This is a genomic window from Acinetobacter sp. R933-2, assembly GCF_030325485.1.
Taxonomy (GTDB): domain Bacteria; phylum Pseudomonadota; class Gammaproteobacteria; order Pseudomonadales; family Moraxellaceae; genus Acinetobacter; species Acinetobacter sichuanensis.
Window position 1 is genome coordinate 26,659 of the sequence record NZ_JACAIJ010000001.1, and the last position, 23,869, is coordinate 50,527.

The 23,869-nt window shown below is 37.1% G+C and carries 27 protein-coding genes and 1 pseudogene; 4 read left to right on the forward strand and 24 right to left on the reverse strand.

Annotated features, from left to right (window positions below):
- Nucleotides 1-417: 417 nt before the first annotated feature.
- From HX005_RS00125 to pheS, 3 genes are all read right to left on the reverse strand, one after another.
- Nucleotides 418-714: an integration host factor subunit alpha gene (locus HX005_RS00125; protein WP_004723042.1), complete on the reverse strand. Its 297-nt coding sequence runs from the start codon at nucleotides 712-714 to the stop codon at nucleotides 418-420.
- Entirely contained in the window at nucleotides 711-3,092 is a 2,382-nt protein-coding gene (gene pheT / locus HX005_RS00130) for a phenylalanine--tRNA ligase subunit beta (RefSeq protein ID WP_286375864.1), read from the reverse strand. Before pheT ends, HX005_RS00125 begins: the two co-directional genes overlap by 4 nt.
- A 137-nt stretch (nucleotides 3,093-3,229) precedes the next feature.
- Nucleotides 3,230-4,210 carry a phenylalanine--tRNA ligase subunit alpha gene (gene pheS / locus HX005_RS00135; RefSeq protein WP_286375865.1) on the reverse strand — a complete coding sequence of 327 codons (981 nt, stop codon included), beginning with the start codon at nucleotides 4,208-4,210 and terminating at the stop codon, nucleotides 3,230-3,232.
- A gap of 216 nt (nucleotides 4,211-4,426) precedes the next feature.
- Between pheS and HX005_RS00140 the strand changes: the two genes are divergently transcribed.
- Complete coding sequence (locus tag HX005_RS00140; protein WP_286375866.1) at nucleotides 4,427-5,443, forward strand: hypothetical protein; 1,017 nt, start codon at nucleotides 4,427-4,429, stop codon at nucleotides 5,441-5,443.
- 28 nt (nucleotides 5,444-5,471) lie between these two features.
- Here HX005_RS00140 and ybiA read toward each other — a convergent pair whose 3' ends face one another.
- From ybiA to HX005_RS00160, 4 genes are all read right to left on the reverse strand, one after another.
- Nucleotides 5,472-6,020 (reverse strand): riboflavin biosynthesis intermediates N-glycosidase, encoded by a 549-nt coding sequence (gene ybiA, locus HX005_RS00145; RefSeq protein WP_286375867.1) that lies wholly within the window; start codon nucleotides 6,018-6,020, stop codon nucleotides 5,472-5,474.
- A 35-nt stretch (nucleotides 6,021-6,055) separates the two neighbouring features.
- Complete coding sequence (locus tag HX005_RS00150) at nucleotides 6,056-6,601, reverse strand: AAA family ATPase (RefSeq protein WP_286375868.1); 546 nt, start codon at nucleotides 6,599-6,601, stop codon at nucleotides 6,056-6,058.
- A gap of 71 nt (nucleotides 6,602-6,672) precedes the next feature.
- A complete protein-coding gene (locus HX005_RS00155) occupies nucleotides 6,673-6,870 on the reverse strand; it encodes a hypothetical protein (protein ID WP_107006687.1) in 198 nt (65 codons plus the stop codon).
- A gap of 86 nt (nucleotides 6,871-6,956) precedes the next feature.
- The gene (locus tag HX005_RS00160; RefSeq protein ID WP_286375869.1) at nucleotides 6,957-7,352 is read right to left on the reverse strand and encodes a hypothetical protein; all 396 of its coding nucleotides are present in this window, start codon (nucleotides 7,350-7,352) and stop codon (nucleotides 6,957-6,959) included.
- 59 nt (nucleotides 7,353-7,411) lie between these two features.
- Between HX005_RS00160 and HX005_RS00165 the strand changes: the two genes are divergently transcribed.
- On the forward strand, nucleotides 7,412-8,584 hold the full coding sequence (locus tag HX005_RS00165) for a hypothetical protein (protein ID WP_286375870.1): 1,173 nt from the start codon (nucleotides 7,412-7,414) through the stop codon (nucleotides 8,582-8,584).
- A 66-nt stretch (nucleotides 8,585-8,650) separates the two neighbouring features.
- On the opposite strand, the gene HX005_RS00170 is transcribed toward HX005_RS00165, so the two are convergent.
- Nucleotides 8,651-8,863 (reverse strand): hypothetical protein, encoded by a 213-nt coding sequence (locus tag HX005_RS00170; RefSeq protein ID WP_286375871.1) that lies wholly within the window; start codon nucleotides 8,861-8,863, stop codon nucleotides 8,651-8,653.
- 505 nt (nucleotides 8,864-9,368) lie between these two features.
- Between HX005_RS00170 and HX005_RS00175 the strand changes: the two genes are divergently transcribed.
- Nucleotides 9,369-10,256: a hypothetical protein gene (locus HX005_RS00175; protein ID WP_286375872.1), complete on the forward strand. Its 888-nt coding sequence runs from the start codon at nucleotides 9,369-9,371 to the stop codon at nucleotides 10,254-10,256.
- Between the two features lie 27 nt (nucleotides 10,257-10,283).
- Here HX005_RS00175 and rplT read toward each other — a convergent pair whose 3' ends face one another.
- From rplT to thrS, 8 genes and pseudogenes are all read right to left on the reverse strand, one after another.
- Nucleotides 10,284-10,643 (reverse strand): 50S ribosomal protein L20, encoded by a 360-nt coding sequence (rplT, locus tag HX005_RS00180; RefSeq protein ID WP_004723060.1) that lies wholly within the window; start codon nucleotides 10,641-10,643, stop codon nucleotides 10,284-10,286.
- An 11-nt stretch (nucleotides 10,644-10,654) separates the two neighbouring features.
- Nucleotides 10,655-10,849 (reverse strand): 50S ribosomal protein L35, encoded by a 195-nt coding sequence (gene rpmI / locus HX005_RS00185; protein WP_002054552.1) that lies wholly within the window; start codon nucleotides 10,847-10,849, stop codon nucleotides 10,655-10,657.
- 170 nt (nucleotides 10,850-11,019) lie between these two features.
- A pseudogene (locus HX005_RS00190) lies at nucleotides 11,020-11,434 on the reverse strand (YqaA family protein).
- A 4-nt stretch (nucleotides 11,435-11,438) separates the two neighbouring features.
- Entirely contained in the window at nucleotides 11,439-11,876 is a 438-nt protein-coding gene (locus HX005_RS00195; RefSeq protein ID WP_286375873.1) for a hypothetical protein, read from the reverse strand.
- A 16-nt stretch (nucleotides 11,877-11,892) separates the two neighbouring features.
- A complete protein-coding gene (locus tag HX005_RS00200) occupies nucleotides 11,893-12,177 on the reverse strand; it encodes a hypothetical protein (RefSeq protein ID WP_286375874.1) in 285 nt (94 codons plus the stop codon).
- Nucleotides 12,178-12,238: 61 nt separating this feature from the next.
- Nucleotides 12,239-12,856, reverse strand: coding sequence for a glutathione S-transferase N-terminal domain-containing protein (locus HX005_RS00205; RefSeq protein ID WP_286375875.1), 618 nt, complete (start codon nucleotides 12,854-12,856; stop codon nucleotides 12,239-12,241).
- A 203-nt stretch (nucleotides 12,857-13,059) separates the two neighbouring features.
- Nucleotides 13,060-13,611: a translation initiation factor IF-3 gene (gene infC, locus HX005_RS00210; protein ID WP_107006697.1), complete on the reverse strand. Its 552-nt coding sequence runs from the start codon at nucleotides 13,609-13,611 to the stop codon at nucleotides 13,060-13,062.
- A gap of 5 nt (nucleotides 13,612-13,616) precedes the next feature.
- The gene (thrS, locus tag HX005_RS00215) at nucleotides 13,617-15,539 is read right to left on the reverse strand and encodes a threonine--tRNA ligase (RefSeq protein WP_107006698.1); all 1,923 of its coding nucleotides are present in this window, start codon (nucleotides 15,537-15,539) and stop codon (nucleotides 13,617-13,619) included.
- A gap of 549 nt (nucleotides 15,540-16,088) precedes the next feature.
- Here thrS and HX005_RS00220 point away from each other — a divergent pair.
- Complete coding sequence (locus HX005_RS00220; RefSeq protein WP_286375876.1) at nucleotides 16,089-17,735, forward strand: acyl-CoA synthetase; 1,647 nt, start codon at nucleotides 16,089-16,091, stop codon at nucleotides 17,733-17,735.
- A gap of 255 nt (nucleotides 17,736-17,990) precedes the next feature.
- On the opposite strand, the gene yjgA is transcribed toward HX005_RS00220, so the two are convergent.
- The 8 genes from yjgA to HX005_RS00260 all read right to left on the reverse strand — a co-directional run bounded on the left by yjgA (nucleotide 17,991) and on the right by HX005_RS00260 (nucleotide 23,858).
- A complete protein-coding gene (gene yjgA / locus HX005_RS00225; protein ID WP_286375877.1) occupies nucleotides 17,991-18,536 on the reverse strand; it encodes a ribosome biogenesis factor YjgA in 546 nt (181 codons plus the stop codon).
- Between the two features lie 2 nt (nucleotides 18,537-18,538).
- The gene (locus HX005_RS00230) at nucleotides 18,539-18,808 is read right to left on the reverse strand and encodes an HPr family phosphocarrier protein (RefSeq protein ID WP_065994388.1); all 270 of its coding nucleotides are present in this window, start codon (nucleotides 18,806-18,808) and stop codon (nucleotides 18,539-18,541) included.
- Entirely contained in the window at nucleotides 18,805-19,656 is an 852-nt protein-coding gene (gene rapZ, locus HX005_RS00235; protein ID WP_107006701.1) for an RNase adapter RapZ, read from the reverse strand. Before rapZ ends, HX005_RS00230 begins: the two co-directional genes overlap by 4 nt.
- 25 nt (nucleotides 19,657-19,681) lie before the next feature.
- Nucleotides 19,682-20,527: a pantoate--beta-alanine ligase gene (gene panC / locus HX005_RS00240; protein ID WP_286375878.1), complete on the reverse strand. Its 846-nt coding sequence runs from the start codon at nucleotides 20,525-20,527 to the stop codon at nucleotides 19,682-19,684.
- A 2-nt stretch (nucleotides 20,528-20,529) separates the two neighbouring features.
- Nucleotides 20,530-21,339, reverse strand: a complete 810-nt coding sequence (panB, locus tag HX005_RS00245; protein WP_286375879.1) for a 3-methyl-2-oxobutanoate hydroxymethyltransferase — start codon at nucleotides 21,337-21,339, stop codon at nucleotides 20,530-20,532.
- Between the two features lie 29 nt (nucleotides 21,340-21,368).
- On the reverse strand, nucleotides 21,369-21,872 hold the full coding sequence (folK, locus tag HX005_RS00250) for a 2-amino-4-hydroxy-6-hydroxymethyldihydropteridine diphosphokinase (protein ID WP_107006704.1): 504 nt from the start codon (nucleotides 21,870-21,872) through the stop codon (nucleotides 21,369-21,371).
- Entirely contained in the window at nucleotides 21,869-23,323 is a 1,455-nt protein-coding gene (pcnB, locus tag HX005_RS00255) for a polynucleotide adenylyltransferase PcnB (protein WP_107006705.1), read from the reverse strand. Before pcnB ends, folK begins: the two co-directional genes overlap by 4 nt.
- Before the next feature lie 151 nt (nucleotides 23,324-23,474).
- A complete protein-coding gene (locus HX005_RS00260) occupies nucleotides 23,475-23,858 on the reverse strand; it encodes a ComEA family DNA-binding protein (RefSeq protein ID WP_502872703.1) in 384 nt (127 codons plus the stop codon).
- Between the last annotated feature and the right edge of the window lie 11 nt (nucleotides 23,859-23,869).

Genomic DNA, 23,869 nt, shown 5'->3' on the forward strand with positions numbered 1-23,869 from the left:
TCTCTTTTTTTACATCTTATATTTATGTAAAATAAAAAAATTCCTAAACATGTAGATTTAGAAAAATATACTATTTAATCTATACAGATTGACTCGACTGACAACATGTCTTCACTATTAAGGAAAATACAAGTAAAAAAGCGCATCCCAAATAATGAGACCAGTTTAGAAAGCTAACATGCAAAGCTGCGCACTTTGTTGAAAAAAATTCTGCACTACGTTAGTTCATTCCTATTTTCAATTCCACAGCTTAGTTTCTTTTGAAAAATAACATGAAGAATTTTGAAGTATTAGAAAATAACTTTGCTTATAGCATTCTGCCTACAGTACACCCACCCATCATTTCACCTAACAACTATAAATTTATGCAATAAAAAGCCCCGTAAAAATACAGGGCTTTTGCCGAAATAGAGAAAATTAATCCTCTTGTTCAGTGCCTACACGTTGTCTAAATTTTTGTCCTGCACGGAATGTTACAACACGACGTGCTGAAATTGGAATCTCTTCCCCAGTTTTAGGATTACGTCCAGGACGTTGACGTTTGTCACGTAATTCAAAATTACCAAATCCTGAAAGTTTGACTTGTTCGCCAGCAATTAATGCTTGGCTAATTTCATCAAAGAATAACTCAACCATTTGTTTTGCTTCACGACGATTTAAACTCGTAAGCTCACTTAAATGATCAGCCATTTCTGCTTTTGTTAATGCTGTCATGAGGCCCTCAATGTCGCTTCATAAGTGTCTTGCAACACTTGTATAATATTGTCCATACCAGATTTAATTTCAGCATCTTCTAGTGTACGTGTTGGATGTTGCCATAATAATGCAAAAGCTAAAGAACGTTTGCCATCTTCAACACCTTGACCAGTATACACATCGAATAACCAAGATGAGTCTAAAAGCTCTCCACCTGTTTTTTCGATAAGTTGCTGAATTTCACTAACATTAATCTTATCATTAATTAAAAGCGCAATATCACGTCTAACCGATGGAAATCGTGATAATTCTGTAAAATTAGATACATAAGTTTGCAAAACAGCCAATTGATCGAGTTCTGCCACCCAAGTTGTGCTCAAATCGAGTTCATTTTCCAATGAAGGGTGTAAACGACCGAAATAACCGATTGATTTTCCATCGACTAAAATCTCAGCAGACTGACCAGGATGCAACCATTCACGTTCAGAACGTACATATTCAACCTGTACACGACCCGCAGCCAACAACTCTTCCACTTCACCTTTAAAGTCAAAGAAATCCATTGCTTGTGGTTTAGCATGCCATGATTCAACTTGTTTCGCACCTGTCGCAATCATCGCCAAGGTAGGAATCTGTTTAAGATCATCAATGCCTTGTGCATTTTGATAATCAAAACGTAAACCCAACTCAAAGAAACGTACACGACTTTGTTGACGATTCACATTGTATTGTACACATGGAATCAAACTCGACAACAAAGTTGAACGCATCACCGCAAGATCGCTTGAAATTGGGTTCGCCAATGCCAATGGATTCACGTGTGAATTGAGTTGTTTCTCAAGTTTTAAATCTGCGAAACTAAAGCTGATCGCTTCTTGATAACCCAAAGTCACCAAGGTTTGACGTAATTGCGGTAATTCAAATTGGTCTTGATGTTTCGCTAATTTCACATCAATCACAGGTAGACTGATCTGAATATTGTCATAACCGTGGATACGCGCAACTTCTTCAATTAAGTCTTGGTAAATCGCCATGTCATAACGATGTGATGGTGGCACAACAGTCCACTGTCCCTGAGCAACAACCGTCACTTCACAGCCTAAACGTTGTAAAGCATCGGTAATAAAGTCTGATTCAACTGCATAACCCAACAATTGATCGACTTGCGCCTGATTCAACTCAATCGCATCGCGTTTTGGCAATAATTCAGCTTTTTCGGCAACAGTGATTGGACCAAACTCACCACCTGCAAGTTCCTGAATCAGTTGTGATGCACGATGCATGGCAATCATTGGCAATTCAAAATCAACACCACGTTCATAACGTTGTGATGCATCGGTATGTAAACCGAAACTACGGGCACGACCTGCAATTGCAAGTGGTGCAAAGAATGCTGATTCTAAGAAAATTTCAGTGGTTTCATCCGTCACAGATGAAGATAAACCACCCATGATCCCTGCAATTGCCAATGCTTTGGCATCATCTGCAATGATCATTACATTTTCAGAAAGTTCAACTTCTTGTTCATTGAGTAATACTAACTTTTCCTGAGCAGTTGCCTGACGTACATGCACAGAACCTTGTACTTTACCACCATCAAAAGCATGTAAAGGCTGACCGAGTTCCATCAATACATAGTTGGTAATATCCACCAAAATACTGTGCTGACGAATACCTGAACGAGCAAGTGCCTGTTCCATCCATGCAGGTGTAGGCGCTTTGGTATTGACGTTTTTGATCACACGACCTAAATAACGCGGACAACCTTCGGTTGTCACTACAACTTGTTTTTGATCGGCAATCGTTGCTGCAACTTCCTGAATTTCAGGTGCAGTCACAGGCAATTGATTGATTACACCAACTTCACGTGCGATCCCGCGGATACTGAAACAGTCACCACGGTTTGGCGTAATGCTGATATCAATGACATTGTCATCTAAATTTAAATATTCACGGATATTCACACCAACTGGTGCATCTTCTGGAAGCTCTAAAAGACCATCAATTTTGTCTTCCAGATCAATTTCCGAAGCACCACACAACATCCCTTGTGACTCAATACCACGCAGTTTGCCTTTCTTAATTTTGAAATCGCCTGGAAGTACTGCGCCAATTGTTGCAACAGGTGCTTTCATGCCCGCACGTACATTAGGCGCACCACATACGATTTGTAAAGGCTCACCTGAACCAATATTAACCGTGGTTACACGTAAACGGTCGGCATCAGGATGCTGCTCTACAGTTAAGACTTCGCCTACAACCACACCTGTAAATGCTTTTGCAGCAGGTGTTAAATCATCAATTTCAAGACCCAACATGGTCAGTTGATCAGATAAAGTTTCGCTATCAATAGCAGGGTTTACCCACGTGCGTAGCCAATTTTCGCTAATTTTCATACATTCATTTCCTTAATCTCCCCTAGCCCCTCTTTACAAAGAGGGGAAATCACAAATCCACTTTCGGTGGAAAGTCCCCCTTTCTCAAAGGGGGATTTAGGGGGATTTCAATAATTTATAAATAACCGATTAAACCATTAAGCAAATTGGCGTAAGAAACGCACATCATTCTGGTAGAACATACGCAAGTCATTGATGCCATAACGTAACATCGCAAAACGCTCTACACCTAAACCAAAGGCAAAGCCTTTATATTTCTCAGGGTCAATACCAGCAGCCTGTAATACATTTGGATGTACCATACCGCAGCCTAATACTTCCAGCCATTTACCACGTTCATCCATAATATCCACTTCCGCACTTGGCTCTGTGAATGGGAAATAAGACGGACGGAAACGTACTTTCAAATCTTTTTCAAAGAATTCATTTAAAAGATTAACCAACAAACCTTTCAATTCAGCGAAACTGGTATTTTCAGCAACGTATAAACCTTCGATCTGGTGGAACATTGGTGAATGCGTCTGATCTGAGTCACAACGATAAACACGACCCGGACATACGATCCGAATCGGTGGCTGGCTGGTTTCCATGGTACGAATTTGCACACCTGAAGTATGCGTACGCAACAAATGATTAGCATCAAAATAGAAAGTATCGTGCATCGCACGTGCAGGATGGTGCCCTGGAATATTCAATGCTTCAAAGTTGTGATAGTCATCTTCAACTTCTGGACCCGTTGCAACCGTAAAACCAGCTTTGGTGAAAAACTGACAAATACGTTCTTGAACCTGAGTCACAGGGTGAATACTTCCTACTGTTTGTCCACGACCCGGCAAGGTAATATCAATCGTTTCACTTGCAAGCTTTTGTTCTAATGCAGCTTTTTGTAATTCCGCTTGACGTTCAGTCAAGGCAGCTGTAATAGCTTCACGTACAGCATGAATTTGCGCACCAAAGCTTTTACGCTCTTCGGGATCCATTTTACCAAGTGCCTTAGATTGTTCCGCGAGCTGGCTTTTTTTCCCTGTAAATTGCACTCGAACTTGATCGAGTGTAGCAAGGTCTTGAGCTGCTGCAATCGCAGCGAGCGCTTCAGTGGTCAGGGCTTCCAGTGACATAGTAACTCTCAAAGCAACAATTTAGAAAAATAATATAACTGGTTATTCTAACAGTTTTTATGCAGTTGAATGAAGTTCCTGCTAGACGAAAATTACGATTAGCATATGTTTCTCAACATTATTGTAATGCTTGATCATCGTAAATTTCAGTCAAAGGCTAGAACTCTAATTTATAATAAGTATAAAATGATCTTAATGTCACCGAGATTTATAAAAATGGCACTCGATCCAATCTGGAAACAACAACTCACTCTGGTTACTTATGGTAATGAATTTCTAAACCAAGAACTCAGCTTTAATCGTTGGATCAATCATGTCGTATTTAGTCAGCATACTTTTGCATTTCGAGATTTACTCAATCAACATTTACTCGCGCAACATTTCCAAATTTGGTTAGAAGGCTTAAAAAAACAAGGGGTTTATCGACTCAGCTTACATAGTTCAAATCTACTCAATGATGAACAAAATCCCAATGCCAATGTAGAACTTCTGTCTATTCCTCATTTTATTGTCAGTCATGATAAGCAAAAGAAAACAGCATGGATTTTTGGGAAAGAATTGGCAGAATGGTATAGCGCAGATAATGACTATGAAGCTCCAACTTCACAACAAAGCCCTTTTCGCCATGAAACATTTTGGCGCTTTGAACTGAATTCAAAATATAACAAACGTATTGAACAAGATCTTGCACAGCCCAATTGGGATGATATTCAAATCTATACGGACAACGAGTTATTTGCGACTAAGTATGCGCAAGGTTTTCAAGAACCAAGCAATAAAGATCAGCCTTATTACGGTGGTATCCTGAGTGATGACCCAAATCAATCAGGTTTACAACTTTCGCTCATACCGACAGACTATCAAGCAGACTATGCGCATGAAACATTGCATCGTTTAGATGCTCTAGAAAAATTTATTGCTGCAAAAATTCAGCATCCTTATGATGAAAATCAACAAATTTTAAGTCCCGAAGAGCAAATGAATTTACGTCATTTCTCACAAAAGCTTGAAGATTTGACTGCAAAATTTATCACCAAAGTTGCAAATCATTATCAATCTTCACGCCTGACTCCAAAAGTTGTAGAGTCTCCTTTTGACCACAGCAAAACCGATGCTCAACATGTCTTACATAAAAAATCGAATGTTGAGCAAAAATCTGCTAAAACCAGTGTTTTTGCCTTGATCATCATTACCATGTTTATTTGTATTGCGGCTTATTATTTTGGTTTATAAAATTTAAGGCTTACTACAGAAAGCAGCATTACAGTTGCTTTCTAACTTCCATTAAGGCAAAACCTAAAAGATTCAACCCTTTCCACTGCAATGGCTTTTCTGCTTTTTCATCGTCCGCAGACAAACTAATTCCCCAGATTTTGTCTACAGGTGAAGCTTCAACCAATACACGCTCTCCTGTATTGAGTAAAAATTGTTTTAAATCTTCATTTTGAGAAAATTTAGCTAAATTTCCTTGTACGACAATATTAAAACGATGTTCTAGCCATACACTTTCTTGATAGCCTTTCACTAAACGTCCTAAAGCCTTAATCTCTTTAGGGTCAGCGGTTTGTAGTATCTTATTTAAAATTTCATCATCACCAAAGAGTTTAGCTTTTTGAGCCATCATATACTGTTCAGTATTTTTATATTGCACACCATCAACTTCAAATTTACTTGGAAACCACTGACTAAAACAACTCTTATCTATGACAGTTTTTTGCTTAGGTGTATGCCCCCAAAAACATAAATATTTATGGCGTTGTCCTTTACGGACTTGCTCTTGCAATGCTGTTAAATATTGAAAATCACTCATCGTTTCATCCTAATTTCTTAACTTTTATCTCTTGATCAAAGTTGTTCTAAAAACTGTTTGATCTGTTTTTTCGACGTTAAATGAATAAATTGGAGATGTGCATAATCTGGATTTTGCATTCGATCTTGATATTTTTTTCGATTTTTTTGATGAGTTTTGATCATCCACAAAATAATTGAATCTTGACTGAGCATGCGTGAAAAGCTTTCCGTATTATTCGAATTTTTCCAAAAAGGCTGCTTTGAAATCGCACGACTCAAGGCACGTTTTACAGACTGAAATAAATTCACAGCAAATGGTAGATCTAGCCAAATCACTGTATCAATTTTCTTCCAAGTCATCTGTGTCGTTCGACTATAATTACCATCAATCACATAACCTTGTTTATCTGGATTCTGTTCAGCTTGTGCAATCGCGTTTTCAATTTTCCGAAAAAACTCAGGATTAGGTGTTTCTTGCCAGTCATCCATCCACAATAAATCATCTAATTCAATGTATTCTAAACTTAATTTTTTCGCCAATTTTCTGGCAAATGTTGACTTTCCCGAAGCGGAAGTCCCTACTACATTAATTCTATTCATCATTATTTACAGATCTTATTTTCATAAAAAAAGTAGCAAAAAAGCTACTTTTAATGTTCTATTTTCAAAAATTAGTTAATTGGCTTCAATGCTATTGTAACTTTGTGCTCATCTGCATGTTGATTAATATAATGGTTAATTGAAGCGACTTCGCCTTCAACTTCTGCATCTGCCCCATAAACTATTTTTAAATACTCACCTTCTCGTGGTAAGACATCTAATTTTACTTCTATTGCACCTTGATCTAAACCTTGAATTGTAACAAGCATGGGAAGCTCCTGATTTTATTATCTTTCTAATGTATGTAACTTAATAATAAACAACTAGGATATTCATGTTGATATTCTGTATATTTTCAGCAATTCAAATCACTTTCATCCTCATACTCCAGCTTATCTTCATCAATATTAACAAAGTCGGGTGAAAGCGTTTCTTTAAACTGCACCGCTTGGATCGTTTTTTGATTCAATAATTGAGCTTTTGCCACTCGATGCATACCATCCATCACACGTCCATCAGCACATAAAATAATGGGATAACTTAAATCTGCCTCTTGAATCAGTTGAATATGTTCAATAATTTGTTGTGTTGTTGGGTGTGTGTTTGGAAACCAATACGCTTCGTTGAGTTCTTGAATACGATTTAATTCAATATGTTGAACAGGAAAATTCTGACTCAGTCGAACCAAATGATGAACATCCCAAATCAGAGTATCTTCACCAACTTGACGGAAATGGTATTGTTTTCTCATTGTTTCTTACGCATGCTATTTAATAAAGATGAAAAACAGATCATAACAGGAAAAGAAGAATGTATTTAGAAAGAGCTTATCGCCAAGTTGCTTTCGTCAGTTATGGAAATAAATACCTCAGTGGTTCAGTTGATTCAGAAATTTTAGATCGCCATCCCTTAATTTTCACGCACTTTCCAATAGTACGCGATCTTGAATATGGCACATTATTAGCAGGTTCCGCCTCACACACACTTAATCACCTTAAAATACAAGGACTTGATAAAATCAGTTTGCATTTTTCTTCTGAGCTATTGCCACCACTGCTTGATTCTAAAATCTTTTATTTTAATGTAAGTGAATATAGTTTTTGTATCGTTTGCCATTTCCCAAATCAAATTTTTAAAGTGTTAATTCATGTTGACGAGAAACCACTTTGGCAAGAATATGATGAAAATAATTTTCCACTGCAATCAGACTATAACAATTATCATGAAAGTGTTGAAAATTATGTATTAATGGATATATCTCCTGAATTTACTGATAAAATTTTAGCTGATTTACACCCTATTTCATGGAAATCTTTTTATGAAGATTATCAAAATAAAGTCTATAATTTTGAAATTTCCAAACGTTACGGAACCTTTCCTGTCCCACTAACAGAAAATAATTGTTATGAAGGTAATTTATACAAGAAAGAAGAACAGTTTCCATTATTACCATTTAGTTTAAAACGTAATTATGCCAGCAATTTAATCATCAATGCTGCCGCACTTACTCACGCTTTTAATGTTGAATCTCATAGTAAAAATGAATATGCGGCTTATTGGCATATGTCTGAAAATGAAAGAAAAGAGTTCTCAAAAGCAAATCAAACTCTAGATGAGTTATTTCCTATTTTGTTAAAGCATAGTGCTAACCATTATCAAGATTCTGCACCTCATACACAAAGACCACTACATACATTCTTTGCTACTCCATCAAAAATCATAGAAAATTCACTAGATGACTCAATTAATCATTCAAATATAAATGACACTGAGAATATACAATCTGATGAAAAAACGTCTGGTTTTAACTGGTTTGGACTGATCAAATTTTTATGGTTTATGCTGTGGTGTTACTGCGCTTTATGGGTATTGGCATATTTCACAGTACATGGGGGAAATATTTTTTTATTTGCTATCGCTTCTCTATATGCACTATATAAAATACTACCCAAATCAGATAAACAATCCGATAAATCTATTTAATTTTTAATAAGTCACAGAATGCACTATTGGCTTAATTACAGAGTATTCTATTTTAAAACCACTCATTTAACTCTTACTTTCTGCTGCACACGTCCAAGTACCATTCGTTTTTTGCGTACATTGACAATCATTTTTTGCTTGTTTGCCTCTAATTTCTAAAATTTTTTTTGCGCTACTACACGCTTCTCCACGTGTATTTGCATCCCATGTCATGGTCTTTTTTGCAATAGCATAGCTTGATAAAAAAATCGTACAAAAGAGTAGCCCCCATACTTTCATTTTATTACTTCCTCTATAAATTTTTAGAATACATAAATGATTATAAAAATATTGATTTTGAATTTCTATTCCCTATTTAGGGATAACTTTTTCTTCAAAATCTATTTTAATCTTTTGATTTCATTATTTAAACATGAATGACCATTAATCTGAATCAAGTTTATAAATCATCATTTCTCTTTATTATAACAAAAAGCTAAAAATACTTTAATAAATCATAACAACAGAGAAACTTATGAAAGCAAGCTTTCCCCTTTCCTATCGTAAACCATTTTTCAATAAATATACTATTTGTGTGGTTTTCCTCTTATTTATCATCATTATCTTTGTTTTTCCATTTTTTTCATGGTTTACCAAACTTGCTCAGCCATTCAGTTTCTCTATTTTGATAGAATATTTTAAATATAATTTACATCATTTTCCAATTTCAGATAAACAAGCAAATGACCTTATACTCCTTTCTTTTTACCTTGGGATCTGGGTATTTTTAGATCTAACCCTTAAAATGATTCAACTGGTTGTAAGTCCTGAGAAAATTTACTATTCCTTACTCAATATCCCAATAATCACCGTTATTGAACGTAAAAATATTGATTATTGTCAGTTTGGTCTTTTAAAAGTCACTCAAAATAAATTTACCTCTTTTCTACAACGTCCAATATTTAATACAAAAACAGTTCAGCCTGAAGAAAAATTGTATTTCTTTCCGCTTAAAACACTCCAACTTAATTTAGACATTTCTTCTTTACAAGAAGATAAAAAAATTGAATTTATTCAATTACTCAAACAATATTATAACTTTCAAGAAGGGATTCAAGAAATTAGCTTATCCGCAAAAGAAGTAAATACCATCATGCGTGAACAAATCAATATTAATATAAGTCCACGGATTGCCTATTTACTGATCGCGAGTGTTCCTATTGGTGGACTTGGCATGTTTTTAGCAGCTCAAGCCCCTTTTTTATTTTTCACTGATTATCCTACTTTTCCAGTTTTTTGTAGTATTTTTCTACTGATCTTTATTCCAAGTTTTTTATGGATCCGTAAAGAGATTGAACAGCTTGCCTTTCTAGGTGCAATGATTTCAAGTTTCTTTATAACGATTGCCTTATATGCATTTTTATTGCCTATTGTGCATAGTTATTACACCGCAAATTTTGGAACAGAAATAAACTATTCAGCAAAACTAATTGAAGTTTCAAGCAAGCAACAAGTGTGGCAACCGAGCAATGGTGATGATAAATTCTATATCAGTAAAAATTATCCTAAGTACAATCCTAATCTACAAGTTCAGCAAACTTATATGTTTCTAGCACGCTATCATTGGCATAATTACACACTGTCTGAAAATGTTTTTCTTGAAGCTCAAGCACAAAAAAAGACCGCAAAATAGCGGTCTTCTTTTAATCATCAATGATGATTATGCAGCTAATGCACCTTTAGCTTTTTCAGCTAAAGCAGCAAATGCAACTGAGTCATGCATAGCAATGTCAGCAAGTACGCGACGGTCGATGATCACTTGAGCTTTTTTCAAGCCATCGATCATACGGCTGTACGACAAACCATTTTGACGAGCACCAGCATTGATACGCGCAATCCATAAAGCACGGAATTGACGTTTCTTTTGACGACGGTCACGGTAAGCATATTGACCAGCTTTAATTACCGCTTGGAACGCTACACGATAAACACGTGAACGCGCACCATAGTAACCTTTAGCACGAGCAAGAATTTTTTTATGACGGCGATGAGCCTGTACACCACGTTTTACACGAGCCATTTATAATCTCCTTAGATGTATGGGCACATACGACGAACTGAATTCATGTCACTTACGTGAACCATGACACAACCGCGCAATTGACGAATACGTTTAGCAGATTTTTTGGTCAAAATGTGGCGTTTGAACGCTTGTTTACGCTTGAAACCGTTAGCAGTCGCTTTGAAACGCTTAGCTGCACCACGGCGAGTTTTTAACTTAGCCATAACAACCTCTTTAAACACCTGTTCGGTACGTTCGCACCATTGCGAGCACGACCTGCAGGTAAGGGAGGCAGTATTCTAAATCATCTACGTACAAAACAAAAGCAATAACCTTTAAATTTTACATGAAAATATTTCTTTACTCATTTGAATGTATATTTTTGATATATATTTTAAAAAAAGCCAACATAAAATAAGTAAATAAAAATATATCGTCCTGTTTTTGCTAAAGTAACGATAAATAAAAAGCGCCAAAATTGTTCTTTTAATAATCCCGCAATTAAAGTAATCGGGTCACCAATAATCGGCATCCAACTTAAAAATAATGACCAAAATCCATATTTTTGATAAATTTTTTCCGCTTTAATCATATTTGATTCAGATACAGGAAACCATTTTTTATGTTTAAATTGTTCTATTTTTAATCCCAAATACAAATTTATACATGAACCCAATATATTCCCTATGGATGCAATTATAATCAGTCCAAAAACTGAATATTTTTCTTGAGTTAGTAGTCCAATCAAGACTGCTTCAGACTAAAGTTGCTGCACCAAAAGCTGATAAAAATAGTAAAAAATATGCCATATAACTAATTTAACAGGGTTTTAGTATAAGTTTTTGCGTAAAAGAATGAAATCATAAAAGGAACTAAATAAGCTAGCCAAAAAGAATATGCTGAGTTTATTATTTTTTGCAAGAATGTAAACTTTAATTGCCATCCTAGAAATATATAATCATTTATTTGTACATGATAAAAATAATTTAATAACACCAAATAAATAGCAAGTATGCTCGTTAAAATAACAGTATTCTTTACATTCTGTTTTAATTTTTTCTGTAAAAATGCAAAAGTAATTGAAAATACCAAACCAACAATAGACATCAACGCAAAAACTAATATACTTACACGATCAACCGAATATTTATTTTGCAAATAAGCACAAATGATTGCAGTCAAAAACATACACAGGCAACTTGCAAAAAAATGTTGTGCAATGGTTGCTTTCATACGATCTGCCTTAATCATGAGGGCTCTATTTTCGTTATAATTTAAGCTGTTTCTTGGTTTTAAAATATTGTAAGTTTGCCCAAATGACAGCCAAAATGATAACCAACATACGCCCCCAATGATAACGCTGTGCGAGTGGGTCAATGATTGCCCGTACCACTGCTCGGTCTTGTGACTGAATACTTGAAAAAACAGTTTGAATATGAATAATTTCAGCAATATATAAAGCTAAACATAGCGCAACACCTATAATCACACTCCAATAAATTTTTGGATTTTTTTCCAAAGCTAGAGTGAAATTTAAAAAAAATGCTTTCATTGTTGATATCCACAAATCCAAAACCACCGAAATCGGTGGTTTTGGATTTTAACATAACAATTTAGATTTTGATGGATAAAGCTCTTTGCACAGCAGGTCGAGCTGTCATGCGCTCCACATACTCTTTAACATATGGATAATCTTCAAGTTGAATTTGCTGCCATTCGTGACGTAATACCCAAGGCAAAATCGCCATATCAGCTATCGAATACTCTCCTGCAACAAATTTTTGCCCAATCAGTTGTTTGTTTAAAACTGAATATAAACGCTTCGTTTCCGCCACAAAGCGATCTATGGCATAAGGGACTTTTTCTTTTGCAAACTGACTAAAATGATGGTTTTGCCCAAGCATAGGACCAAAGCCACCCATTTGCCACATTAACCATTGCTCTACATCTACTCGATCTTGTTCATTGCTTGGATAATACAGACCCGTTTTTCGACCTAAATATTGCAAAATTGCACCAGACTCAAACACTGAAATCGGTTCACCATTTGGACCATTTTGATCAACAATTGCAGGAATTTTATTGTTGGGAGAAATCCTTAAAAAATCAGGCTGAAACTGATCATTTTCTAAAATATTGATCGGAAATATTTGATATTCCAAACCCATTTCTTCAAGAGCAATGGTAATTTTATGTCCATTGGGTGTGCCCCAATAATACAAATCAATCATTTTCAATCCTTTCTATTTTCACTTTTTTCAATGTTATATCGTGTTATTCAACTTTTATAGCATGCTTTTAGATAAAAATGCAGCTTTTACCCTTTATCAGCTTAGGAATTTTTATCCATAAAGATAACAAACTTTTAGATATCATTTTTCATTTCCCATAAAAAAGCACTGCATGAGCAGTGCTTTTTAGGATCAGGAGAATATTACTTTTTCTTTTTCGGTCCAAGTAACATACCCATTTGACGACCTTCCATTTTTGGCGCTTGTTCAACAACACCAAACTCAGCGACATCTGCTTCAATTTTTTGTAATTGAGCAAGACCAAGTTGTTGGTGAGCCATTTCACGACCACGGAAACGTAGAGTAATTTTGACTTTGTTGCCTTCTTCAAGAAACTTCAGAATAGCACGCAACTTAACGTTGTAATCACCAACATCTGTACCTGGGCGCAACTTGATTTCTTTGACTTGAACTTGATGCTGTTTCTTTTTAGCATCTTTTTGCTTTTGCTTCAGATCAAATAAATGTTTGTTGAAATCCATGATTTTACAAACAGGCGGTTCTGCATTTGCCACAATCTCAACAAGGTCAAGATCTGCGTCTTCAGCAGCACGTAACGCTTCTGCAAGCGTCACGATGCCTTTTTGTTCTCCATCTGCAGCGACGAGACGGACTTCTTTTGCCTTAATCTCATCGTTTAATGCAGGACGATTGCTTTTAGCACCTTGTTGTTGGTTACGGTCAGGCTGTTTAATCTTTCTTACTCCACAATATACCGGCCACGTTCGGCTACGGCTACTTTCACTAGGTCAACAAATGCATCGATTGACATAGTACCTAAATTTTTTCCTGAACGAGTACGGACATTGACTGTACCTTCCTCAACTTCTCGGTCCCCAAGTACCAATAGGTAAGGAATTCGTTCTAGAGTACGCTCACGAATCTTAAAGCCGATTTTCTCATTTCTCAAGTCTGAAATCGCGCGAATGCCATTTTCTTTGAGTTTTGCAACTACATTTTCACATGCTGCTGCTTGAGAATCGGTAATATTCATGACACATGCTTGGACGGGTGCCAACCATGGTGGCATAAAGCCTGCGTAATGTTCAATAAGTATACCAATAAAACGCTCAAAACTGCCAAGAATTGCACGGTGAAGCATCACAGGATGGTCACGATCGTTGTCTTCTGTGACATAAGAAGCGTCTAAACGTAATGGTAAGTTAAAGTCACACTGAATTGTACCGCACTGCCAGATACGACCTAAGCAGTCTTTCAATGAAAATTCAATCTTCGGACCATAGAATGCGCCTTCACCTGGTTGCTCTTCCCAGTCTAGACCCGCTTCATCTAAAGCATCTGCCAAAGATTTTTCTGCAACATCCCAAAGCTCATCTGCACCCACACGTTTTTCAGGGCGTGTAGACAGTTTCATTTGCACGTCTTCAAAGCCAAAGTCTTTATAAACATCTAAAGTCAGTTTAATAAAGTCTGCAACTTCTTTACCGATTTGTTCAGTAGTACAGAAAATGTGTGCATCGTCTTGAGTAAAGCCACGTACACGCATGATTCCGTGCAGCGAACCCGATGGTTCGTTACGGTGACATGAACCAAACTCTGCCAAACGAATCGGCAAATCACGGTAAGATTTTAAACCTTGGTTAAAGACTTGCACGTGACATGGGCAGTTCATTGGTTTTACAGCATAGTTACGACTTTCTGAATGAGTCGTAAACATATTGTCTGCATAGTTCGCCGCATGACCTGATTTTTCCCACAATGTAAAATCTACAATTTGTGGTGTACGAATTTCTTCGTAGCCATTGTCCTGCTGAATTTTACGCATGTACTGTTCAAGGACTTGGTAAATCGTCCAGCCATTTGGATGCCAGAACACCATGCCTGGTGCTTCTTCTTGCATATGGAACAAGTCTAAAGCTTTACCAATTTTACGATGATCGCGTTTTTCAGCTTCTTCAATACGCTTGATGTATGCAGCAAGTTCTTTTTTATCAGCCCAAGCTGTACCGTAAATACGTTGTAGCTGTTCATTCTTCGCATCACCACGCCAGTAAGCACCAGAGATTTTAGTGAGTTTAAATGATTTTAAGAATTTAGTATTTGGTACGTGTGGACCACGGCACATATCCAAATAATCTTGATGATAGTACAAGCCCATTTGTGTTTCTTCAGGCATGTCTGCAATCAAGCGTAATTTGTATTCTTCGCCACGCGCAGTAAATTCAGCGATCACTTCGTCACGAGGCGTCATTTTTTTGATGACATCGTAGTCCTGATTGATGAGCTGTTTCATACGCTCTTCAATCGCTGCCATATCATCTAAAGTAAATGGACGTGGCATCCAGATGTCATAGTAGAAACCTTCTTCAATGACAGGACCAATCACCATTTTTGCTTCTGGGAATAATTGTTTTACTGCATGACCCACCAAGTGCGCACATGAGTGACGAATGATTTCTACACCTTCTTGATTTTTAGGTGTAATAATTTCAAGCGTAGCATCTTCAGTAATTAAATCACTTGCATCAACTAAGCGACCATTCACTTTCCCTGCAACCGTATTTTTTGCAAGTCCAGGTCCAATACTCTGTGCAACTTCCATGACAGAAACAGCTTGGTCAAAACTTTTTTGATCGCCATTTGGCAATGTGATAATAGGCATATTTAAAAATCCTTAAGGAGTGATGCCCCGTACAATAGAGCATATCACCGCGAGATTATGATCGAGGAAGACCCTCAAGATAAAATCGGTGCAACATATTTAAAGTGTGAAAAATTTTACACCTTTCATGGTGATTAATAAACCTTTGTGAAGCATTTCATTCTGTTTTGACTCAATGAATTCAACATTTAAATTTTTTATCTATGATAAAAGTTACATAATATTTAAATTAAACTCAAACTGGCGCTATTTACCTTATTTTCAGTTGGATATAAAACAGCTTGAATATCTAAAAAATAAACTCAGCGTTCACTTTACACCGATCTTCGTAATATTTTGTTATTGAAATAGAGATTAAGATTTGCTTATTTAACTTTCATTTTAATAAAAATCAGATATTTATAAAATATTTCTCAAAAATAAAAAAATTAAACTTTTCTCTACAATTCAAATTAGAATAAATACTCGACTAAAGCATAAATGCATTCAAGGCTTGATATGCATATCTTTTAAACATGGAAATTAAAACAAATACAGATGGAGCTAAACATGGTCAGTGCTTATGATGAATTACCGCGTACACCTGCCAACTTTGTAGCATTGTCACCGTTGCGTTATTTAGAGCGTGCTGCTTATATTTATCCACATCAGGATGCGATCGTACATGGTGCTCGTCATATCTCATGGCGTGAGACTTATACCCGTTGTCGTCAGTTTGCACATCAATTACAAAATCTAGGCATCAAAAAGAACGATACCGTTTCTGTATTGCTCCCAAATATTCCTGCGATGGTTGAAGCACATTTTGCAGTGCCTATGTCAGGTGCTGTACTCAACACCTTAAATACCCGTTTGGATGCAAAAACCATTGCGTTCATGCTTGAGCATGCCGAAACCAAAGTACTTTTGGTCGATCCTGAATTTGCTGCATTGGCGCAGGAAGCTATCGCGCTGATTGATCAGGAAATCTATATCATTGATGTGGCAGATGTAGAGTACGAAAATAACGACTCTACTCCACGCATTGGTCAGATCGAATATGAAGACTGGCTCAAAGGCGGAGATGAAAACTTTGAATGGCATTTACCACAAGATGAATGGGATGCCATCAGTCTAAATTATACTTCAGGTACGACAGGCAACCCGAAAGGTGTGGTCTATCATCATCGTGGTGCCTATATCAATGCAGCAAGTAATATCATTGCCTGTGGCATGACCCCACGTTGTAAATATTTATGGACATTACCATTGTTTCACTGCAATGGTTGGTGTTTTGCGTGGACTGTGGCGGCAAATGGCGGTACCAATATTTGTTTACGTAAAATTGATCCTGAACTGATTTTTAAATTGATTGATCAATACAAAGTGGATTACTTCTGTGGTGCACCGATTGTATTGTCTATGCTGATCAATACACCAAAAGAGCAACAAATCAAATTTGACCATCATGTTGAAGTCATGGTAGCAGGTGCTGCACCACCTGCGGCAATTATTGAAGGCATGCATCATATTGGTGTACAGGTCAATCATGTTTATGGTTTAACTGAAACCTACGGTCCGTCTGCACTATGTGCCTCACAAGCAGGTTGGAGTGAACTTTCAATCAGCGAACAAGCACAGTTACATTCCCGTCAAGGCGTACCTTATCCATTACAAGATGGTATGCGTGTGCTTGACCCTGAAACCATGCAGCCCGTTCCTAATGATGGAACTACCATGGGCGAAATCATGTTCCGTGGCAACATTGTCATGAAGGGTTATCTGAAAAATACCCAAGCCACTGAAGAAGCCTTTAAAGGTGGTTGGTTCCATACGGGTGACCTTGCAGTCTGCCAACCTGATGGTTATGCCAAAATTATGGATCGCTCCAAAGACATTATTATTTCAGGAGGTGAAAATATTTCTTCTCTTGAAGTTGAGGAAGTGCTTTATACCCACCCTGCGATCATGACTGCTGCTGTAGTGGCAAAGCCTGATCCTCGTTGGCAGGAAGTACCTTGTGCCTTTATCGAGCTTAAAAATGGTGCAACCACCTCACCTGAAGATGTGATCGAGTTTTGCAAACAACACTTAGCGCGTTTTAAAGTCCCTAAAGATGTGGTGATTGGTGAAATTCCGAAGACCTCAACAGGTAAATTACAGAAGTTTATCTTAAGAGATTGGGCGAAAGAACGTTCAGTCGGTGAGTTCAGTTAATCCTTAAGACACCTCCTCTCCTGTTTTAGGAGAGGACTTAGAAGAAGTGAAATAAACTCACAGACATGACTGATCAATTTATACAAAAATATGCCTTATATATGGCATATTATTTTGTAAAATTTATTAAACTCAAATTATCTCTCATTTTAAACAATAAATTTATATGATCATAAAAATGCATGAGATCACCCACACAATAAAAAAACGACCCACAAAAGGTCGTTTTTACAATCAAATTCAAGTGAATAAAAATTACTTGGCTTTACCTTGTTCAGACAATAAAGCAACTTGCTGAACATAGTTTAAAAACTTCTGTTTAGACTCAGCCAACTCTTCTTCTGTCGCTTGCAATGAAATATCACGATGAATACGTAATACATGCTGACGCAAAGAATGACTTTCTGCTGCATTATAAGACTTACAAAACTCTTTAATCGCAGGATCTCGTTGTTCAATCATACGATCAACCCAACGATCTAATTGCGCTAATTTTTTTATACCTTGCTTAGGTGTCAGATAAGACAAAATCATTGCCTCATCTTCATTACGCAGTAATTTACCAATACGTTGAAACTGACGACGACGAGCCTCAAACGATGTAATCAACTGCACATCAAGCAATGCTTCAATCAAGCGTTCCTCAACAGGTAAAGCCTCAATTTGCTTTTTGGATAAGTCAGCAAGCTGCTCACCTAAAGCAGCCATACGTTGTACAGCTCTTTTCTGTTCTGATTTACTTGCACGTCCTTCTAAAGAATCAAAATCATCTTCAGTAAAACGTTGCGGACGACGTGCCACGATTATTCTGCCTCGTAAAATTTAGCTGCAAATAGTGCTTGAACTTCAGATAAAGCCTTTTCTTCATCTGCTCCGTCAATCACTAGGCGCAAAGTGGTTCCTTTACCTGCTCCAAGCATAAGTAAAGAAAGGATGTTCTTGGCATCGACTAATTTATCACCCTTACCAATTTGAATCGAAGAACGAAACTTGGTGGTGACTTCAATGAGTTTTCCAGATGCCCGCGCATGTAACCCTAATTTATTAATTACGTCAACAGTTGTGTCAATCATGACCAGTGCTTCATTTCTCTATGTAATACTTGAATCGTCCATTTCGACTGTAGTGCTGCTTTCAATCGATCTACGATATAAACTGAGCGATGTTGCCCACCCGTACAGCCAATCGACACGGTAATATAATGTCGATGACCTTCAGAAAATGCTGGCAACCATTTGTTTAAAAAATGATAAATATCATTGTACATATCATTGGCTTGTGGACTGTCTTCTAAGAATTTTTTTACAGGTGCATCTAAACCCGAAAATTTACGCAATTCTAAATCCCAATGTGGATTGGGTAGATGACGCACATCAAAGACAAAATCGGCATCTAAAGGAATACCATATTTGTAGCCAAATGATTGTAAAATCAAGATGAGTTTATCTGACTGTCCGAGTTTGGACAATAAGATATCTTTTAAATCGTGTACACTTTTATCAGAAGTGTCGATATGTACTGTTGCACGTAATTGAATAGGCAGTAATAAGCTTTTTTCTGCCTGTATACACTCATTTAAACTTTTAAAACGCGCTGATAATGGATGTGGTCGGCGAGAAGCACTAAAACGAGAAATGAGCTCTTGGTCACGAGTTGTCAAATAAATAACATCAACTTCACCTTGCTTTTGCAAGAGCTGAAAGACGTGATCAAAACCTTGTAAATCTGCCTGTGTACTTCGCACATCTACGCCGAGTGCAAGTTGTTCTAAATTATTTTCTTTATCTAATTTTTCAACAATTTCGGGTAGCAATACCAAGGGTAAGTTATCAATACAGTAATAGCCCAAATCTTCTAAAACCTGCAAAGCAGATGATTTTCCTGACCCAGATTGTCCTGTCACGATAAGTATACGCTTCATGGCATGGCGACCCTAATTTTTATTTTTAAGTAGAATGTTTGACGTGTAAATTATCAATCAAACGTGTTTTTCCAAGTTTGGCTGCGATGAACAATACAACATCTTGATCAAATTGACTAATCTTTTGCAAAGAAGGACTACGCGCCTCCACATAATCCACAACAAAACCAGCATTAGTCAGTTGACTACGAATGTCAGTCAAGACTGAATTCAAGTCCTGTCCATTTTGCAATTGCTTTTCAGCTGCCTGTAAAGTTGCGTAAATCGTTGGTGCAGTTTGACGTTCTTGTTCAGACAAATAACCATTACGTGAACTTAATGCTAAACCATCTGTTGCACGTGCAATCGGCACACCAATCACTTCAATCGCCATATTCAGATCACGGACTAACTGCTTAATGACAGCCAATTGTTGATAATCTTTTTGACCAAAAAAAGCAAAATTAGGTTGTACAATATTAAATAATTTCGTGACAACAACCGCAACGCCATCAAAATGCCCAGCACGTTGTAAACCACATAAATCGTTGGTAATTTCACCTACACTAATATTGGTCAAGCGTGGTTGATTGCCATACATTTGCTCAACAGAAGGTGCAAAAACAATATCACATCCAACTTCTGCTAATAAATGACTGTCATGCTCCAATGTACGAGGATAATTATCAAAATCCTCATTTAGTCCAAACTGAATTGGATTTACAAAAATACTGACCACAACGACATCACACAATTTACGTGCTGCACGAACAAGGTTTAAATGCCCTTCATGAAGATTTCCCATCGTCGGGACAAAACCAATGATTTTTCGTGCCGATCGAGCAGGATTTAATGATGCCGATAATCCTTGTATAGTGGTTTCAGTTTTCATGTTTATAGCTCGACTTGAAAAGTATGTTCAATTGCAGGAAATGACTGATCTTGCACTGCGACATGATACGCCTTAAATGCATCCACAATAGCAGTATCACCTGCCTGTTCTTTCATAAAGTTACGCACAAAACGTGCCACTTTACCAAAAGTAAGTCCTAACATATCTTGTACGACCAGAACTTGACCATCCGTTTCTTTCCCTGCGCCAATACCAATAACAGGTACATCTGGGAATAATTCTGTAATTTCTTGACCTAATTGTGCGGGTACACATTCAAGTAATAAAACTGCTGCACCTGCTGCGACAACAGCTTTACAGTCATGAATAAGCTGATCTGCTGCTTCACGAGTTTTTGCTTGTAATTTATAACCGCCAAAGACATGCACAGATTGCGGTGTTAAACCTAAATGCACACAAACAGGAATACCATTACGAGTCAATGTTTGCACAGTTTCAGCTAGCCATTCTCCACCTTCGAGTTTGACCATTTGCGCACCTGCTTGCATGACTGTTTTAGCGTTTACTAAAGCGTCATTTAAGGTGGCATAACTCATAAATGGTAAATCACACAAAATAAATGAGTGCTGATTGCCGCGGCGTACTGCGGCAGTATGATATGCCATATCAGCCACTGTGACAGGTAATGTTGAATCATGCCCTTGAATGGTCATTCCTAAGGAATCACCGATTAAGATACTGTCAATTTCAGCAACTTGCATTGCTTTTGCCATACTTGCATCGTAACAAGTTAAGCATGAGAATTTACGTCCTTGCGTTTTAAACTTTCGTAAATCACTTAGACTAATCATGACGATTTTCCTCTATCATTGAGAGTTTCTTAGCCTTCAACAGGCTCAATATCTGCCCAATGTGTATCAGCTAAAACTGTTAAAGTTGAATGTTGTACAAGTTCTAAGTTTTGTAAAGATTGACCATTAACTTCGAGTTTTGAGTCTAAGTCCAACAATGGAATCACTACAAAATCACGCTCTAAAATACCAATATGTGGCACATTGAGTCGCTCATTTATAATGTTTTTTTCAGCATAAAGCAAAAGATCTAAATCTAAAGTTCGCTCACCCCAACGACGCAAACGCACTCGACCAGACTCATTTTCAATACGTTGTAATTCATCTAATAAAGCCAATGGCGCTAAGTCTGTGACCAACTGCGCAACAGCATTATGATAATGAGGCTGATCTTGTGGTCCCATTGGAGGGCTATGATATAACTTTGAAACTTTTACAGCGCCTAATTGTCTAAGTTGATGCACAGCTTCTCGTAAAATCTGCTGTGAATCCCCTAAATTACTGCCTAAGCCTATATAAGTGATGACACTCATTGTGTTGGTCCAAAAACAACTTTGGCTAAGTCACGCTGCACACGTCTACGTTTTAAAATCGGATGATCAGGACTGATCTCTCCTGCTGTATGAGCAACGGTTTGTGGTACCGTTTTTTTCACTTCAGACTGTGTTTTACGTGAACGACGACTACGTGTTTCTGACTCTTTCACTAAAGGTTCAATTTGTGTAGAAACTTTAGCCTCTACACTTTCTTCAGTGGTTGTTTTACGACGGCTCTTCGCACGTTGACGATTATAGGTACTAATAGCACGCTCTTTTTCGTCTGTGGACATGTTTTGATAAGCATCCCACCATGCACCCATACCATTTGTTGAAGCATCACCAGACTTTTCTCTTAATAATAAAAAGTCAAAGCCTGCTCTAAAACGTGCATGCCCAGAAAGTGCTTCTATTTGCTGTGGTTTTGGGTTTAATAAACGATTTTGCATTTCCCAAACTTCACGAATAAACGTTTCTGCAAAACGTGGAATAATGGTTCGAGTCGCTTGACGTTTTAATACATCTAAACCTGCTTGTGCGCGTGCCTCAGCCGCAACCGTTCCTTTTGCATGGTAAAAACTACAACGTTGTAAATAATTTTCCCATAACAATACTGCGTAGAAAAATGCAGGATTGATGGTTTTACCGATTTGAATACGTTGATCTGTATTTGATGCAGCACGTTCAATAAATGGCGTGATTTCTGTTTTTAGATCAGCAAATAATTGTTGCCAAATTCCGAACTTAATCAACATTGGCATCACACGATGCAAATGCCCCATCGTAAATAACTTTTGTGATTCATCATATAAACGATGTGGTGAAACATCACGTAAAAGCTTCGTCATTTCAGGTGTAAAGATGTCTAAAATCGCAGCATCAATATTAAAATTCAGTTTTGCAGCAAAACGTAAAGTCCGTAACATACGTACAGGATCTTCTTCAAAACGTAATGCAGGATCACCTAATAAACGTAAAGTTTTGGTTTTGATATCATCAACTGCGTTACAAAAATCGAGCACAATACCTTTACGTGGTTGATAATACAAAGCATTAATAGAAAAGTCACGACGAGCAAAATCTTGCTCGATTGTTCCCCAATTATTATCACGTAAAATCATACCTGCAGATGAGGTAATGGCTTTTTTAGGAGGTGCTCGAAAAGTTGCAACCTCGATCAGTTCACGCCCCGAATAAACATGTGCTAATTCGAAACGACGACCAATAATTCGGCAACGACGACCAAAAACCTCTTTGATTTGAGAGGGTGTCGCATTGGTAACAGCATCGTAATCTTTAGGACTTTGTCCCAACATTAGGTCACGAACACCGCCACCCACGATATAAGCCTCATAGCCTGCTTTTGTTAAAGAATCAATAACATCTAAAATGGAAGAAGGTAATTGAGCGGTGGTTAACCCACACTTTGACGCGTGCAAAGTTTGCAAAAGACGCTGTCTCCTACGTCAGGACGTGAAAATTGTAATTATGCTAATGATATCTCTAACACAATCAAAGGGCAATTTGATTCTCTCGATCTTGTTTTAAATATTCAATCATCATATGCAGAATTTATCATTTTAACGATCTCAAAATCACCTAAAAACTCATCATTGCACGGTTTTTTTCCACCATTTTAGGACCAATTCCTTTCACATTTTGCAAATCATCTAAACTTTTAAACTTTCCATTTTGTTGACGATAATCCAAAATAGCTTGTGCTTTTTTCGCACCTATGCCATTCAACTGCTGCAATTGTTCCAAAGTTGCTGTATTAATATTGATTTTTGAACCCAACGACGTTGTGAGATTTTGGCTATTTCTGCTATTTGTCACATTCGGCTTTGCCAGATAATAATTTGCATCATTACCTTTCAAGCGTGTATCTTGCGCTTGTTGTTTTTCTTTCCATTTCACATAATTATCATCAAATTTTTCAGCATGACTCAGCATAGTTGAGAGCATACTGAAAAATAAAATCATCGAAAAACGTA

What these genes read in the sequence shown, in the direction of transcription:
- ybiA (WP_286375867.1), bottom strand. Translation starts at nt 6,020, where the DNA reads ATGAGTGATTTTCAATATTTAACAGCATTGCAAGAGCAAGTCCGTAAA.
- folK (WP_107006704.1), bottom strand. Translation starts at nt 21,872, where the DNA reads ATGAGTGTCATCACTTATATAGGCTTAGGCAGTAATTTAGGGGATTCA.
- HX005_RS00155 (WP_107006687.1), bottom strand. Translation starts at nt 6,870, where the DNA reads ATGCTTGTTACAATTCAAGGTTTAGATCAAGGTGCAATAGAAGTAAAA.
- HX005_RS00200 (WP_286375874.1), bottom strand. Translation starts at nt 12,177, where the DNA reads ATGAAAGCATTTTTTTTAAATTTCACTCTAGCTTTGGAAAAAAATCCA.
- rplT (WP_004723060.1), bottom strand. Translation starts at nt 10,643, where the DNA reads ATGGCTCGTGTAAAACGTGGTGTACAGGCTCATCGCCGTCATAAAAAA.
- rapZ (WP_107006701.1), bottom strand. Translation starts at nt 19,656, where the DNA reads ATGAAGCGTATACTTATCGTGACAGGACAATCTGGGTCAGGAAAATCA.
- HX005_RS00160 (WP_286375869.1), bottom strand. Translation starts at nt 7,352, where the DNA reads ATGAGAAAACAATACCATTTCCGTCAAGTTGGTGAAGATACTCTGATT.
- HX005_RS00175 (WP_286375872.1), top strand. Translation starts at nt 9,369, where the DNA reads ATGATTCAACTGGTTGTAAGTCCTGAGAAAATTTACTATTCCTTACTC.
- HX005_RS00205 (WP_286375875.1), bottom strand. Translation starts at nt 12,856, where the DNA reads ATGATTGATTTGTATTATTGGGGCACACCCAATGGACATAAAATTACC.
- HX005_RS00150 (WP_286375868.1), bottom strand. Translation starts at nt 6,601, where the DNA reads ATGAATAGAATTAATGTAGTAGGGACTTCCGCTTCGGGAAAGTCAACA.
- HX005_RS00140 (WP_286375866.1), top strand. Translation starts at nt 4,427, where the DNA reads ATGGCACTCGATCCAATCTGGAAACAACAACTCACTCTGGTTACTTAT.
- panC (WP_286375878.1), bottom strand. Translation starts at nt 20,527, where the DNA reads ATGAAAACTGAAACCACTATACAAGGATTATCGGCATCATTAAATCCT.
- HX005_RS00170 (WP_286375871.1), bottom strand. Translation starts at nt 8,863, where the DNA reads ATGAAAGTATGGGGGCTACTCTTTTGTACGATTTTTTTATCAAGCTAT.
- HX005_RS00220 (WP_286375876.1), top strand. Translation starts at nt 16,089, where the DNA reads ATGGTCAGTGCTTATGATGAATTACCGCGTACACCTGCCAACTTTGTA.
- HX005_RS00230 (WP_065994388.1), bottom strand. Translation starts at nt 18,808, where the DNA reads ATGATTGACACAACTGTTGACGTAATTAATAAATTAGGGTTACATGCG.
- HX005_RS00165 (WP_286375870.1), top strand. Translation starts at nt 7,412, where the DNA reads ATGTATTTAGAAAGAGCTTATCGCCAAGTTGCTTTCGTCAGTTATGGA.
- HX005_RS00125 (WP_004723042.1), bottom strand. Translation starts at nt 714, where the DNA reads ATGACAGCATTAACAAAAGCAGAAATGGCTGATCATTTAAGTGAGCTT.
- HX005_RS00260 (WP_502872703.1), bottom strand. Translation starts at nt 23,858, where the DNA reads ATGATTTTATTTTTCAGTATGCTCTCAACTATGCTGAGTCATGCTGAA.
- HX005_RS00195 (WP_286375873.1), bottom strand. Translation starts at nt 11,876, where the DNA reads ATGATTAAGGCAGATCGTATGAAAGCAACCATTGCACAACATTTTTTT.
- pheT (WP_286375864.1), bottom strand. Translation starts at nt 3,092, where the DNA reads ATGAAAATTAGCGAAAATTGGCTACGCACGTGGGTAAACCCTGCTATT.
- pheS (WP_286375865.1), bottom strand. Translation starts at nt 4,210, where the DNA reads ATGTCACTGGAAGCCCTGACCACTGAAGCGCTCGCTGCGATTGCAGCA.
- rpmI (WP_002054552.1), bottom strand. Translation starts at nt 10,849, where the DNA reads ATGGCTAAGTTAAAAACTCGCCGTGGTGCAGCTAAGCGTTTCAAAGCG.
- panB (WP_286375879.1), bottom strand. Translation starts at nt 21,339, where the DNA reads ATGATTAGTCTAAGTGATTTACGAAAGTTTAAAACGCAAGGACGTAAA.
- thrS (WP_107006698.1), bottom strand. Translation starts at nt 15,539, where the DNA reads ATGCCTATTATCACATTGCCAAATGGCGATCAAAAAAGTTTTGACCAA.